Consider the following 16,252-nt stretch of genomic DNA (forward strand, 5'->3'; position numbering starts at 1 on the left):
CATAAAATTGAAATGTAACATATGTGGACCATCTTTCCATTCATACCTGCAAACTTTTCAGACTTCTTCTCCAAAATCTTGCAATCACAACAGTGAGCAGGATTCTTTTTAAACCAATAAAGTAAGAGTTGAATGACAACACCAATGATGAGAAGTAGTAATAAAACATTAAGTAAAATTTGATTCATGTTAATTTACCAAGAAGAGCTTTTTCAAATGTATTTTGCTTTCTCATTTTTCTCCGACTCTCCTAATTAAATTGAATAAAATCATGCTTTTCCCTTTATTATAGGAGGTAAAAGCTCAGAACGGCTGTGGATCATGATCAAATCATCCAAAACCGTTATTTCATGCAAAGCGGATTCATGCTGTAAAGAGGTACTTTCGGCATCACCATGAAAATGGCTCACTTCCATATGCTCAGGCAGGCACACAAAAACAGCGCGGCAAACCGATAACGAGTCCTCCAGCATTTCCTCTATTTCCTTAAGAGATAGCCAGAGAAAACCTTCTTCTTGGAATCTTTGGATCGACGTAAGCGAAACCCTCTGCGGCGGTTCGACTTTCCCGCTTGGGTGATAATCCCCGATGTAAGTTGGAACCAACTCCAGATCTCCTATCAGCCAAGATACATTCCGGCTTAAATTCGTATAAAATTGCAGCAATCCCAAAATTTCTTCGCTGTTATTATTGGAATCTTTTGATTCATAAGTAAACGAATGCATAAGTGTCCTCCTATATAAGAATGCGGGGATCAAGCTGAGACTATGAACATACAAATTGCCATGGATTTCGTTTCCTAATAAAGCAACCTAATATCATTTTCAAAGCGTGATTCTATATTTTTTAATTTTTCAGCCAAAATTGAATAAGGATGACTACCATCATTTTTAATTGCAACAAAATCTCCGATATCTAAACAAATAATTGTCCTTCCTGAAAAATATTGATTATCAATCTCTTTATCTGCTGTTTTCGTAGTACCTGATCGGGTGAAAAAAATTACAGAGTTAATACCCTTCGACTCCATAATTGGGATTAGATTTCTAATGTCAGAAACACGTAGTTTATTTTTTCTATTTTTACATTCAACTAAAACAAGAGGTCCCATCTTCCACAAATTGGAGTCAAACGAAACATTACTACAACATATATCTATTTCCTCTCGTTCAAGCAAAATTCTTGTTCCTGTTATTAATAAACCACTAATTGAACCGATAAAATAATGTGCAAGAGCCTCAAGATTAACCCCTCTGGAAAAGTGGTTTCCATCGTCCAAAGATAAAATTAACTCTCCCCATCTTTCTTTTTCAAACACTTCTGATTTCAGTCTATTTTCAACTTCCAAATTATAATAGTTAGAAATAATGCCGTATACTTTTGGCAAATAAACCTGTCTGTTTCTCATCATGAATATAATATTTTTAGAAATTCCTGTGTCTTCAACACCCGTAAGATATTTTTCAATATTTCTTATATGCCTAATAAGTACATTTATGAAGGTAGTTCTGTTTGTCAGCGTATCCTTAACGAGTTCAGCAGGGCATATGTAATTATGTATGAAGCTAATGAATTCATCATAAAGTTCCTCAAATTTCTTGATTTCATAATGATCAATTTTCAACGTAGCCAATGCATACAAGAAAACATATTGCCATTCTAAGAATAATTCTAATGACTCAAACCAATACCCACATCCATAAATTGGGTTAATCATTATTTCTTCAACTTCTCCAATTGTCCACTGTCCTATGTGTCCACTATTCAGTTTTGTTTTTTCTGATGCATATTTGTCTAATGGAAACACAATACCTCCTTCTAGCAAAAGGCACCACGTTCCATCGGATGGATTAGGGAAGGTCGTTATGATTCGTCTCCCTTTCAAATCATTTGTTAGAAACGATTTAATCAATACCTGTTTCCCTCTTACAATAGGACACTCTCTTTCTAACCAGAAGTCCATCGCATGATCAACCATATCAGAAATATTTTCCTTTGCAGATTCAGTTCCATAAAAAATTGCTATCCCACAATCTTCATCTATGCCAATGAAATGACTATAAGGATATTTTAATGTTGCTGAAGTAAACAAATGATAGATGTATAAGTATAGAAATTGCTCTAATGAAGGTAACTCATCCTTGTTTATTCTAGCAGCAAGCATCTCTAACGTAATTTTTCTTTGAACAAAAAGATTAAATACCTTCTTAATTTCATCGACAAACGATTCTTTTATTTCATTTATTCGTTCTTTACTTCCCATAATAGTAAACAGTTTCATTTCTTCTTGTCCCTCATTAAATACCCTATCCTCCGTAAGGATAGTTTGTATAAAATCAGAGAAGGGATATTTTAAGTTATCGACTGTTTTGGTATAAACAAAATCATTTTCGGTATCTATGGTTGCTTTAATATATGCCATAACCAAACCTGCATCTTCAATATATTTCACAGATATATCCCCCTTAGCACAAAAAATTCTCCATCCGATGTTTGATTGTCCCTTTTACCATCCCCAATGAGATCCCAAGTTCATACCTTCCATTCTTTTAACATTGGATCATGAATTAAATTGCTGCACAAAATTTCGCCAACTTCAAGAAACTGATTATACAAATCCTCAAATATCCTTGAAATCTGTTCTCTCTTCATATGAATAGAAACCGGATCAGGAATCCACTGAGTGCGGCTTGAGCATGTGAGCATTATTGCATCCTTATCCTGGTTGAATGCTACCTGTCTCTCCATTCTTTGCTCGTAAAAATCCAAAATAAAATCATACTGGTTTAATTCAATTTTCTTAAGGATTTCGGGTACTTGCTCCATAACTGTCGCTAAATCGATTCTGCAATCCACTGGCCATTCGTTCTGGCCAAACCCCGAAACTTTAAATCTGACAGCCCCGGAAATTTCGAAAATATCGCAGATCATGCTAATAACCACCTCTGCACAATCCTTTTCCAGATCAAATACAAGTTTTTCTTTATTTAATTCTTTTGTTGTTAAAGGCTCATTTACGAGCAATTTCAGATCAAAAATAGGAGCAAGCCCTTTTTTAATATTCAATAATCTAAGCTTGTCTATTTACCTATTATCTACTTTATTACTAATATATCCAGTGAATTTCGCAAAACGAACTACTTTTCCTGTAAAATAAATCAATATTTCTTATCGTTAAAGAGCCACGTGTTCACAAAACAAAAAGCAGCATGTGATGGGCTAAGGTAGCGATTCATGCTCGAAAGTGAGTAGGTTAAAAAAGAAAGACCATGAAAGATATCTTCATGGTCTTAAAAATCACTTTTTCTTATTTAGTCTTTCCATAGCTTTTTCAAACTTTTATTTTCAGTGAATAGATAATTTTGGTTAGACTGAATTAAAAAAAACACAAACGAAAAATTTCACTTGAGGGACTCCCCCAAGATCTTATCATTAGGTTATATTTAATTCTGTTTTCATAACCTCAAGTGATTCAGTAATGTCTTTTATTTGTTCAGACGATAGTTCAAAAACATTAGCACTATAATGTTCAAGAAATTCACTAAAGGGCGTAATTTTTTCATCTTCAGTAGGCTCTACATAATGCCATCTGTAACTTGGACTAATTTCAATATATAATTTTTCATTTTTTCGATATATCCATGTTTGGAAATCCCTAGTTGACCACATCCAATAGTTGCTAAATATATCTTCCTCATCATCTTCTGCCATATCCGCTAAGTTATTTGTCCAAATATTCCATGCCCTTCCTAGACTACCCACCTTCATATCAGAATGCAGTTCAACTTGATTTTTCATCCCGTTGTATAAAGTAATTATCGCTTCTTGAACTACATCTTTAAAAACACATTGTTTCCCATGATTATCATCAAAGAACACTATTATATTATCAAATTTAGTAGTTACGGGTTTCTCTGATAGAAAATGAAAACTAGCATTGTTAGTAAAATAAACTGAATAATAATTATTCATTTAATATTTCCTTTCTTATCAACCAATCCTGCTTTTCTAAGAATAGCTTGCATTTTTTGATCAAGTTCGCCCCATGACCTGACGTGACCATGATATATCCCGTCAGTGGTCTTATCTAGTACAACAAACTCTCCATCACTTATCCCTATTCTTCGGTCAGTATTTGGTCCTATTGATATAGATTTGTCTAATGCTGTTTGACCATCATTCGGCGCTTTATTTTTTTTACCACTATTTGTTGTTCCATGATAAGGCGCATTTTTAAATGTTCCATTTGGGCCACACTCACTATTATGAACCCAAATCCCTAAATTAGTCACATAATAGGTATGGAAGTCTGCAACCGTGAAGTTATAAACTGTGACCTTTTCATCAAGATTAATAAACTCAACCTTATCAATCGTCAGATTGTTTCCATCAGCCTGTTGGAGTTTATCCCCATTCTGCAGTTCATCCGCAAACACCCACCCTTTACCTTCAACCCAAAACGGATGGTTATCTGTGGTCTCGATGATTTGCTCTCCTATATGCAATTTAATAATATCATCACGTTGGTTGCGGAATAAAGCTGTTACTTCCTTGTAAGCTAGTTCTCCTTTAGAATCATTCTCGGGTTTGGCGAGAACCTTATCTCCGACTTCAATGTCTTCGATGTTTTTCTCCCCTTCGTCTGTAAGCACTTTGGTACCAGCACTAAAGCAATTACACATAAACTTTAAGTTTCGTGCCATTCCTCTAGTAGCGAAAGATGCTATAACCTCAACAGTAATGTTTCTTTTGTAAGCATCCCATATTCCTAATAACTCCTCGCCGGCCCATACGGCATTATCAAGGTTATTCAATTCTTTGTATGGACTTTGCATAGATGCCACATCGAATAAAAATTGAAATTGGTTATTATTTTGATCTCTTATTATATCTCTGTACATTGTTCCTAAACTACTTCTTAACGCCCAATATCTTGCATTACCATTGTCCATCCTAGCTTCAACAATGAGGCTTTGCATTCTTTCATTGGACATATTGAAGTCAAAATTAAAAAGTTTAAAATGCCCACTCGGATCTCTATACTTCAGTGGATTATTCTCCACATACGTATACAAATTCAAGCTCAGCGGATTATCCAGTTGTCCTTCATACGTATCCTCGTTAATAAACCGTCCCATATTGGGGTCGTACCACCGGGCACGAAGATACTGAAGCTTGGTCGTATTATCCCAGTATTCACCTGAGTACCGGAAGTGATTAGGTACGGTCTCTTTCTCGGTTACCGGATTGCCCCAAATATCATAGGTGTACTCATTCAATACGTTGCCGTTCGAATCTCTTAAAGCAACGACATCACCGTGACCGTTTAGCGTATAGTATTCGAGTCCTGTATTTGCTGTCATCGGTTTACGCGCCAAGATGCTTCCCGCCGGGGAGTAAATATATTGATACACGGGAGTTATTGTGCCATCTGTCCCCACTTCCGCTTCGCGAATCAAGTGCTGGGAATCGTCATAATAATAACGGACGGTTTTACCGTTTTCCGTACGCTCATAGAGGAGCCCGTCTCCATTATACCGGTAGCTGACTTCTTTTCCGTCAGCAGTCACTACTTTCTTCAACCGGTCCCGATCATCGTAGGTGTACGTAGATCCACTCTCGCTCAATTCACGGTCCGTCATGAGAGATGCACGGTTGCCGCGGTTATCGTACTCGTACGTTTCATTAAACTGGCTCGATGTTTTGACCCGGTTGAGTGCATCATACGAGAAGGTGGAGGTACTTCCCAGTTCGGTTTTCTCCGTAATATTGCGGTTTGTATCATATTTATAACCGTACGCACCCAGAGTCGCACTTTGCTTCTGATTCTGCAATCCCGTCATATTAAACCCATCATAGGTGTATACGGTTTGCAGACCGTTACTCAGATTGGACTGCTCAAGAAAACCATTCTTCTTGTATTGGTATTGAACGGTGCCGGCTATCGTTTCGTTACCGGAAGTTTTGTCCTTAATCTGGAGGCCGATGATGCGGTTGCGTTCATTATAGGTGTAGGTCTGTCCGACATCGCTGACTGCATCGGTCCGTTGGCCTTGAATATCGTAAGCATAGTCAATTTTATATGCATCCGGATACTGAATTGAAACTAGTTCACCCTTAGGGGAGTATTGGTAAGATGTGGTCCCCGTCGCATCGACCAAGCTTTTACGTTTCCCGGCTTTATCGTATGTGTATGAGATACTTTCTTCCGGCGTCTGATCTTTAATAAGCCAGTTTCGGTTGTTGTATTCATACTCCCTTACAATCCCTTTAGGATCGACTTTTTTAATCAGATTGCTGTTTAAATCGTAGTACGTTGTTTCGGTCTGGCCTTGCGGTTGAATCTTTTGAATCTGCCGTCCGATCTCGTCGTATTTCTTCCGCTGCACGCTGCCGTCCGCGTAACGAAGCTCTGTAAGGTTACCGGCCAAGCTGTAGGTATACTGTGTGCTGTTCATATCCGGATCCGTTACCGCGACCAGTCGGCCCAACAAATCGTATTTGCACGTGCTTTGTTTACCGTTCCCATCCGTCTTGCTGACTAGATTTCCTGCAAAATCGTAGGAAACTTTCCCCAACTCTACAGCACCACTGCTTTTAACTTCTTCGCTCTTGATCACTCTTCCGAGAATATCGTATGTTTCTTTTATGGAGTTACTTTCCTCATCTGTGGATGTCTTTGTCCGACCCACATCATCATACGATGTTACAGAGCTTGATCCGTCAGGGAAGCTCGTTTTTATGTTTCTTCCCCATGGATCATAAGTATAGCTCGTCTGATTCTCCTTGGCATCCTTACTCCAGATCGTTCTTCCAAAAAGATCGTAACCATACGCAGCGAATCCTCTGCCGAGTGTTTCACGAGTCTTTAACCCGAGGGGGTTAAATTCCTGAATACTTTGTTCTCCATTAACGTCGGTCAAAGTAATTTTGTTGTTCGCGTCGTCATAAGCAATGCTCGCTTCACTTGAATCTACACCGGTCTCCCTTGTAATCCGTCCCAGCTTATCGTACCGGTATGTTGTTGCATACCCTTTGGGGTCGGTCAATTTCGTTAATGCGCCCGTGGATTTGTCATATTCCATTTGCTGAACAATCGTGGAAACTTCACCATCGGCATTCGTAACGTTTACGGACTGCTTGGTAACATAAGCACCGTTATATTGGGAGCCGAATTCTTGCGTAATGACACTGTCTTTTTCCGTATCTTTAACGGTCACAGTCGTCATATTTCCATATCCGTCATACCCGTAATTCACTTGCTGCTTCAGGGCGCCAGTGGCTTGATTTTCTTTAACCGTTAGCTGAGTCACGCTGCCCTGTGTGTTTCGGAGGATCTCCGAATATGCATTCAAACCGCTGCTGACAGGAACCAGACTTGAGACTAGAAGATGAGAAGTCGCATCATAACTATTGGTAGTCGTGTTATTCAGCGGATCTGTCTCTGTCAGGACATTGCCGTAATCGTCATAGGTCCGTTTAACGGTAACCGGGGAGCTGGAACTGCCTCCGTTTACAACTGTTGTGGTCACCTCGATCGGGACGGGTAAATTACGTTTCTCATCAAAGGTTTGTTTGGTGACACGTTTTTCCGCCCCTGCTTGAGAACCAACTTCCGTGTTGTAGAAAACATCCGGCAGCAGATCGTTCATGTATTTCTTCTTATAGGTGAAAGTCGTTTCAGTAAGAGCATTTTTTACAGTGGTGGAGAAAATGTTATCGCGGGAATACCTGCCTCTGTAGTTCCCATCATAAATATACGTACTTGCATTTGACTTCTGGGACGTTCCATCTACATAATCCACAATATCTTCCTTGCTGGTTGCCCGGAAAACATCTTCGGCAGCAGTTGGACCGGTATAGCCCCAGAAATTATTATAATCGTAAACGGACCTCGCGCCGGTAGGATGGATAATTTGTTTCAAGAGGGCAATATAATTCTCTCCCTCCTTGTATTGCACATAATCAAAACGACTGGCTCGGATGTCATAGGAGTAACGCGTGGTCCTACCTTCGGGATCAACCACCGCGTTCAATAAATCTTTGTTTCCCTTCGCATCCTTGCCCTTAATTAGTTTTACCTGCCTATCTCCATAATGAACGATAACTTCGGAAGAAGAGTAAGAAATGTTAATTTCGTTGGCAGCAGCGTCTCTGACCTTCGTTAATACTTGGCCGTATGGATCAACGTACGTATATTCAAATTGCGTTGAATTTTTATAACGATCGGAAATTTGGATGAGTTTTCCGTCACTGAAATAATATGAAATACCATCCAAGGTAGTGAGTACATCTTCGGAAGTTTTACCCCCTACAATCACCGAAACATCACGGGAAAGTGTAAGATCTTTCCACGGGTAACCTTTAAGCGTTTTATCTTCGTTAATTTCATAAGACGCTCCGCCGGGTATGTGCATGTACCGTTTATCACCCTTTGTTTCAATGAAAGGAAGATCCCAGCTCCACCCTTCGCCCAGAGGTTCCAATGGTTTATCGGACGGTTTATTATAATACCCACCATCCAAATAGACAGGTATCTCATCATAAGCGTTATTAATTCTCCCAGTAGGGAAAAGCTTGGCTCTAAACGGAGCTCCATTCAGTTCGAAATGGTAGATATGAATAGGTTCATCCGTGTCTTTATTTCGTTTCGGAAACTGAAGCTGCAAAATTTTTCTTTCTTCATCTTGTCCGTACTCTATTTTATCTTTTTGAACAAAAGGAGAATACCAAGTTGTCGTATCACCGCGATATTGAAAATTCGCCACTTTATCAAATGTAAACTCGTAAAGATAATCAATCTGATTCCCTTCTATTTTTTCCACAACAGCAAGTAATTCCGGGTAGTAATTTACTTGATAAAATGCCGTATAAAAAGGTTCGGACTTATAATACAATGCCGATGAGCTATCGTAAATTCGTCTCAAAGGAAATGAGAGACCGTTTCTTCCAGGTAAAGTGAAATCATTCGCCTGTAGTTGTAAGGCCCCTGTTAATGTAGATACGTCTGCACTGCCCGAAGAAACCAGATAAGGAGCCTGATCCGCCTTCATTCCCTCTCGTTGTACCGCAATCTTGTCATAGGTTGTAGGAAGCTTGCCAGTAGCCATCAACCTCAGCCCATAGGTATCCGTCGTTACCGTAGGAAGCTCCTGGTAGGTAGCATCCGTCACGCTGTAGGTATCGCTCGTTACCGTATCTTCGATTGGCCTGCTTTCATAGTTCAGCTCGTCAAGACGCTGTTTCACAGCCGGATTTAACTCGTCAATGATGTCCGCATAAGCTCTTCCGGTCTCTTGCTGCATCTGCAGAGCTTTATAAATCTCCGTTAACTGGTATCCTTTGTTCAGCTCGGCCATCAAGAAATCTTCGGTTACGCCAAAACGGTCCCTCAGCCAAGAAACCGTGAGAACTTGTTGTCCAACCGCAGCCCCTTGCCCTTTAGCTTGTACATTGCCTGCAGAAACTGCCGCTGAAGCGTAGTAAGGAAACAGCGTACTTATAGTTATTACAATTATCATAATTTGACTTAATATTTTTTTAGCCACCATACTCTCTCCTTATCAATCTGATGTTACTTTTACTTTTACCCTCTCGAAGATCGTACCCATATTTCCATCTTCATCAAAAACATTCACGTTGGTTACATAAATCCCTCTCTCGTAACGATGATCTTTGAACGTTACAGTAACTTTCCAACTGGTATCGGAAACTTTAATTCCTTCCGAATAGACGATGTCATCCGTTCCGTCGTATTCGGTCCAAGTAGGAAAGCTGACTCTTTTGATATCCGGGCCGAGCCCATCCACGTAAATATCGTAAGAAATCTTATAAACGCTTATGGATTCAGGTGCCCGGACTGTCGCCGTGGATGGAGCTACCTCCGTAATACTTTCAGCCATTTTGGTCCCGTCGACGAAAATATCGGTTAAATACTTTCCTGTCTCATTTTTGTGTGGATAAAAAGGTACCGTAGTTTTCCAGACGCCGTTGGATATTTTTTTACCGAGAACTGTCCTCAGATCATCCTTCCCATTGCGCTCGGTCCACGTCGAAAATTCAACTTTTTGTGTATTTTGAGGAACGCCGTATACAACAATCGGGTAAGCAGGGCTGGAAAGATTAGTAGTGGGTGGGGCAGACACAGACAGCTTCGCTTTCGTATTGCTAAAAGCGAACAAAATTTTATTGCCTTCGGTATCCACGGAATAAATATGCGTAATATAGTTCCCCGTATCGTTGTTGTGTTTATCGAACGGAACCGTGATCTTCCATGTATGAGCGGATACTTTGGTTCCTTCCGGCCAAGGATTCTCCAGATCATCCTGCCCGTTGTTCTCGCTCCAGGTAGGGAAAAGCACTTTGTTGACCTGATCGCTTACGCCATCCACAACAATTTCATAAGATCCGGCTGTTATATTTACATCCGAAGGAGCGCGTACGACTGCTGCCGATGGACCCACCATTGTCGCGCTTTGTCCGAGAAGGTTGCCGTCCGCGTAAACGTCGGTTAGATAATTCCCAGCTTCATCACTATGACTTGCGAACGGAATGATACCTTTCCAAACACCATCGGCCAGCCTTTTCCCTTGTACGGTTTTGAGATCATCTTTGCCATTTTGTTCCGTCCAGGTTTGAAATTCTACCTTCTGAGTGCCGTTTGGAATATCGTAGACCAGAACTTCATAAGAAGGATCTGAAAAATCCACTTTTGGCGGCGCAGCAATTTGCGAAGTTTGTATTATTTTCACGTCATCCACATCCAGACTAATGCCTTCTCTACCGCCGATAGCGAACCGGATGATCACATCTTTTGTATTTTCTTTAGCCGTAAATGAACTGGTGTTCTTATGCCACAGCAAATCACCGTTCGTATATGTTTTATGGATTTCATTAATAGTGGTTCCGGCTGCATCCAACTCAAGTATGGTGAATTCTGCACGCTCTCCGGAAGATGCCGCCTGTTCCTTGCCGATTAAGTTACCGTTCTCGTCATGCTGATATTTCTGTGATTGGCCATTGGACAAAATCACATTGTTAATTCTTCCTGAAGCATCATACACATAAGTAGTTGCTCCCTTTTTCATTCCGTGCCGCATAAAAGCCTGCACTTCATAGGAAGTTTTGCCGACCACGCTAATTTTGTCGGAAGCCGCATATTGAATAGAACTTGCATCACCCGTACCATTGTTTAGACGGTATATATATTTGCCGTTTATCTCTTCGTTAGGCGTGCGGTTAGCATACGGGTTCTTGCTGTTTCCGTTTCGCCAGTTATTTTCCCAGAAATCCGGAACATTGGTTCCGTTCACATCATCTTCAAAGCTTCCATTTAACACATAAGGCTTCTTCTCTATATCGATTTTTCCGTTGTAGGTTGTACCTACGCTTCCCCATTCCCCGTTCTTGGCAGTGACGTTAATCCCCGTGTACGTTCGTGAAGGAATTTTGTCGGAAACAAGCCCCCATTGTAATTTCCAATTCTGTGTGGTCTTGGTATTCGTTAAAGTAACGGATTTCGTTACTCCCTCGATAGTGGCACTGACCGTAATCGCATCGTTATCCGGGTCGTTTACCGTTCCCGATAAAGTGATGGCAGAGGTCCCGTCATTTTTTACGTATTGATCGCTATTATCGACAGATAAAGCGGGCAGCACGTTCAACATAGCCGAGTAATAAAAACGGCCATTATATGCAATGGCTCTGGAATTCGTCAGATCAGTGAAATAGGCGGTGATGTTCTCATCTCCTAACGCTCCTTTAGCCACTACGGAATTATCGTTATATTGTGTTAGCTTGTAATTTTCGCTAAGAGCAATGGATTTGGCGTTAGCTGTGCTCGGAAAATAAGAAGTTCTATCTTGGATCCCGTATGGGTTTCCTTTAACGTCATTAATATAATAAGATTTGCATAAAACCGTTCCATCTCTATAGAGTACATAAAAATACGATCTGTCTGTGGCGATGGAGATAGCGTCGGTCAAATCCGGAAATTTCCACGTCCAGTCTTCAATTCCGCCGGGGTTTCCTTTGGCGTCATTAATGTAATAAGATTTCGCATGGACAGTTCCGTTACTATATAATGCTAGAAAATAGCCGCCATAGGCCGTAATCGTTTTAGCGTTTGTTAAGTTCGGAAATTTGTCTGTATGGTCCTCAATCACCCCTGTATTGTATTCTTTCCCGATCACTTGAAGCGGGATGATGGCATGAGTTTTTACCGGAAAACTCAGTAAAACTAAAAACAAACTCAATAGCAATCCGCTAGTCAACCCTATTATTTTTCTCATTTTGAATTGATCTCCCCAAGTTATTTTTGAGTCCGACAATCTGAACCTAAAACTTTAGCGCTTTCAAACTCAATTTAAATTCCAATTACTACTAATATAATCACTACTTTCTCTTCAAAATGCACATACCAGGATATTATCGGCTGTAAATACATCGAATTGCTTAGCTTTTTTTGTCGTAATTTGTTAATTAATGACGTAATACATAAATATAAGTTTATTAATGAGTTATTTAACGTTTTACATAAACACTCTGAACATGACCATTTTACTAGGTGAATTTCCCGAATCCGAGGCAAGCCAGAAACCCGCCAAAAAAAGGCGACCTCTCCCCGGTTGGATTCCGAGAAGAGGCCGCCTCTAGACGCCGTATTCTAAATTATAAACAAAACATGACCTCGATATTGCATGTGGACTTCATTAACTAACGACTGCCCACAAAGCCGGAACGTTAGCCGGTTCCCAGCCTGGCATAGCCGTGTGACCCTGGAGAGCTCTGTAAGTCTTGCCTTGATAAGTGACGAGATCGTTGACTTGGTAAGTGGTATACGCGGCCCAAGCGGCAGCACCAGAACCTGTATCCGTCGTAACGGTCACCGCGTTGCTCGCCGGAGATACGTTGCCTGCAGCGTCTCTCGCTTTGACGGTGAAGGTGTAGGACGTTCCGCCCTGCAGACCGCTTACGGTCGCGCTCGTGCCTGTCACTGTAGTAGCAAGCGTCGAGCCGTTGTACACGTCATAGCCGGCTACGCCCACATTATCCGTCGACGCGCTCCACGACAGGGATACACTGCTGGACGTTTTGGCTGTCGACACCAGGTTGCCCGGAGCCGTAGGCGGCTGCGTATCCGTCGGGTCGGTCGACGAGCTGGTCGTCACCGTCACCGCGCTGCTCGCCGGGGATACGTTGCCGGCCGCATCCTTCGCTTTCACCGTGAAGGTGTAAGCCGTGCTCGGGCTCAGACCGCTGACGGTTGCGCTTGTGCCGGAGACGGATGCCGCCAGTACGGAGCCTCTGTACACGTCATAACCGGTCACGCCCACATTATCCGTCGACGCGCTCCACGACAAGGTTACGCTGCTCGAAGTTTTGCCTGTCGAGACCAGATTCGCCGGTGCCGTCGGTGCTTGGGTATCTTGAGCCGGCGGAGGACTTCCGATGCCGACAGCGGCATAGGCCGCTTTTACCGAGTTAACCTGGGCCGAGTTGGCACCGAACAGATCGGTGGCGGAGCTGATCGCCGCTTGACGCATGGCCGCAAAATTGGAAGTGCTCGTCAAGTAGTAAGTAAGCGCTTTATATACAATCTTGGCAGCATCGCCGCGGCCGATGCCGGTTACGCTAACGCCGCGGTGCGTGCCGCCCTGGGCAAGCAGGTAAAACGCTTTGTTAGGAATGCCGCTGTTTTTATGCACACCGCCGTTATCGTCGGACCCCCGGTAAATGTTGCTGTAATGGTCCGGCTGATTGAACAGAGGCGGATTTTCCATCGAGCGCAGCGCATCGCCTGGGATGGACGGCGTATAGATGTCATCCCCGATCAGCCAGTTCGTTCCTTGGATGGTGTTGCCGAATACGTCCGAAATCGACTCGTTAAGCGCACCGGACTCTCCTTGATAAATAAGCCCCGCCGTTTTCTCGGTAATTCCGTGCGTCAACTCATGGCCGATGACGTCGAGATCGCCGGAGAACGCGCGGAATGTCGTGCCGTCGCCGTCACCGTATGCGATTTGCGTTCCGTTCCAGAAGGCGTTGTTATAGCGGCTTCCGTAGTGCACCGTCGACTTGATCGCCATTCCTCTGCCATCCAGGCTGTCGCGGTTAAAATTATTTTTAAAATAGTCATAAACGACTGCCGCATAAGCATGCGCATCGACTGCCGCCGGGTCCGTCCACACGTTGTCCGCATCCCTCATCAGCGTTCCCGGAAGCGATTGGGTGTTGCCCGCCGAATAAGTAATGATACCGCCGCCGCGTGTCGTATCCTGCATCACGTATTGGGTGCCACTTTGCGTTGTTGTAAACGTTTTCGTGTCGCCAAGCACGCCGACGCCCGTACCGGTCGCATGGTCCAGCATGCCGTACTGGTTCACGATTTTGCCCGTTGCCGCATCGATAAAATACGTCTCGCGCTGCGGGGAAGGCTCAAGCACATTCACTTCCGTGATGTATACCAGCACGTTCTGCCCGTTGACCGGATAGAAGTTCAGCTCCGCCTGCTGCTCCCGCTCCTGGGCGCCCAGCTTGCCGATCCGCTTCTCCATATCTTTGTTCGCGATCGCGATCGCCTTCTCTGCGCTGATCTTCGGCGCGATTGCGGTGAGAGACTGCTGGCCGTTGTCGGCAACCGTACTGCCCAGATACGCCGAGACGTTGCCCTGCTTGTCAAAATGCAGCGTCTGATCCGTGCCGAACACCGGAATTCCCTGGATGTACTGCTTCAGACGCACGTGCTGGGTTCCTGTCTCGGCATCCGTCGCCTGATCCGTGATCCGGATGCTCTGCTCCGCATCGCCCGTCAGATTCAAAATCCCCTTCTTGGCGTTCAGGTAGGCCCACACCTTCGCTTCCAGCGACGCCCCCTGCGGCGCAATCCACTGCTCCCCGATAAAACGCGGGGCTACCAAATCAGCCGGCGAACCCGACGCGGAATTGCCGGAGGCTGCGCCTACCGGAATTGCGGACAGCGCCATTATCGTACTCAGTACAATTACCGATAAACTCTTTTTCATTCATCATTCATCTCCCATCATTTTTTTACTTGCAAGGCTCTTCAACCCTGTGATGATAACGCTTTCAAAACACTCCCCTTTCAATACCCATAGTCTTAAATCTCTATGTTAGTTAAACCGGATGCACGCATGGAATGGCACAAAAAAACAGCCCTTTTCAAAACGTTAGTTAATCTTGGCTGCGATTTCACTGGTAAATATGTAATTATTATGTTATTTTTACATTTTCATCATACTATCGGTTTTGCGAGTTGTCAATTGACCGTCGGTTAGTTTTTACGAAAAAATTTTTGAGGTGAGGAGGAATAATTTTAAAAGAGAGCTGCCGTTTGAGGTTGTAGAACCTGCCAGATCTAGAGGATATACGCTTAACTGGCCTACAAACATAAATTCATGATCTTTCTGGCGACTTCTAGTGTTTGTTCGCTTTGTGTAAAAAAGCGTTCAAATTCTTTGTTGAATACTTCGTTTATTTTATCTCTAAGTGCATGAAAGGTCAGATCGGTCTTCTGTTCATTTATAAATTCGATAATGTATCTGATTTCTAAAGTATATTCATCATCCAGTAAGGGTTCAATCTCAATGGGATTCCATTCATTAATGATCTCTTGGATTTTGTAAAAATTCGCGGTCAACAGTTCTCCTCCTTAGGAAAAAGATAGCAAGCGAAAATAAACTCTCGTTCAAGATGCTTAATTGCTATTTTTTGTTTATATGTAAGGTGCGTAATCTTCTTCGTAGGACAATTTTGTCTCTTCGTATGTCGGAATTTCTAATATCTCTATTCTGTCAATATTCATATGCAAAAAATAGCTGGCAAGTATTTTCACGCTTTTTTCAATCTCATTTACATCCCAACCTTTTGACAACTTCGACCACATATAAATGTAAATCGGTTTATGCCCTTTATCATTCAATGGAGCATAGTGGTCGACTTGACTCGAAATATCCCTATTATCTCTAGGATATATATAACTGTAACTTATATCTTTGTTGCCGCTTAAGAACTCTTCCATTTCATCAAAGTATTCTTTATCCTCTACTTTATCAAGTTCGTTGTTTAATGAATAAATGAGGCAAGGCTCAGCTAAAAGGTCAAAATGCCCCAGAAATTTTGTTTTTTCCTTATCCGAATATAGGGTAACTTCATCATTACAGCTTTTAGCGCATAATCCATAAACCCCGTACCAGAACAGCCAATGTCTAACATGAACATATATCGTATCCAT

At 42.3% G+C, this 16,252-nt stretch carries 9 protein-coding genes; all 9 read right to left on the reverse strand.

Going from position 1 to position 16,252, the window contains the following annotated elements; all coding sequences use genetic code 11:
* Positions 1-269: 269 nt before the first annotated feature.
* Complete coding sequence (locus tag AC2TF6_RS21240) at positions 270-725, reverse strand: hypothetical protein (protein WP_491308375.1); 456 nt, start codon at positions 723-725, stop codon at positions 270-272.
* Positions 726-799: 74 nt separating this feature from the next.
* A complete protein-coding gene (locus AC2TF6_RS21245) occupies positions 800-2,452 on the reverse strand; it encodes a restriction endonuclease (protein ID WP_491308376.1) in 1,653 nt (550 codons plus the stop codon).
* Between the two features lie 80 nt (positions 2,453-2,532).
* Complete coding sequence (locus AC2TF6_RS21250) at positions 2,533-3,066, reverse strand: hypothetical protein (RefSeq protein WP_491308377.1); 534 nt, start codon at positions 3,064-3,066, stop codon at positions 2,533-2,535.
* A gap of 366 nt (positions 3,067-3,432) precedes the next feature.
* Positions 3,433-3,972 (reverse strand): hypothetical protein, encoded by a 540-nt coding sequence (locus AC2TF6_RS21255; protein ID WP_491308378.1) that lies wholly within the window; start codon positions 3,970-3,972, stop codon positions 3,433-3,435.
* On the reverse strand, positions 3,969-9,548 hold the full coding sequence (locus AC2TF6_RS21260) for a polymorphic toxin-type HINT domain-containing protein (RefSeq protein WP_491308379.1): 5,580 nt from the start codon (positions 9,546-9,548) through the stop codon (positions 3,969-3,971). The genes AC2TF6_RS21255 and AC2TF6_RS21260 overlap by 4 nt, the downstream gene beginning before the upstream one ends.
* A gap of 15 nt (positions 9,549-9,563) precedes the next feature.
* The gene (locus AC2TF6_RS21265; protein WP_491308380.1) at positions 9,564-12,290 is read right to left on the reverse strand and encodes a GBS Bsp-like repeat-containing protein; all 2,727 of its coding nucleotides are present in this window, start codon (positions 12,288-12,290) and stop codon (positions 9,564-9,566) included.
* A 420-nt stretch (positions 12,291-12,710) separates the two neighbouring features.
* On the reverse strand, positions 12,711-15,023 hold the full coding sequence (locus AC2TF6_RS21270) for a M4 family metallopeptidase (protein WP_491308381.1): 2,313 nt from the start codon (positions 15,021-15,023) through the stop codon (positions 12,711-12,713).
* Positions 15,024-15,400: 377 nt separating this feature from the next.
* Positions 15,401-15,658 (reverse strand): hypothetical protein, encoded by a 258-nt coding sequence (locus AC2TF6_RS21275; RefSeq protein ID WP_491308382.1) that lies wholly within the window; start codon positions 15,656-15,658, stop codon positions 15,401-15,403.
* Between the two features lie 75 nt (positions 15,659-15,733).
* Positions 15,734-16,252: a hypothetical protein gene (locus AC2TF6_RS21280; RefSeq protein ID WP_454235619.1), complete on the reverse strand. Its 519-nt coding sequence runs from the start codon at positions 16,250-16,252 to the stop codon at positions 15,734-15,736.

Source organism: Paenibacillus sp. JNUCC 35 (assembly GCF_058269095.1).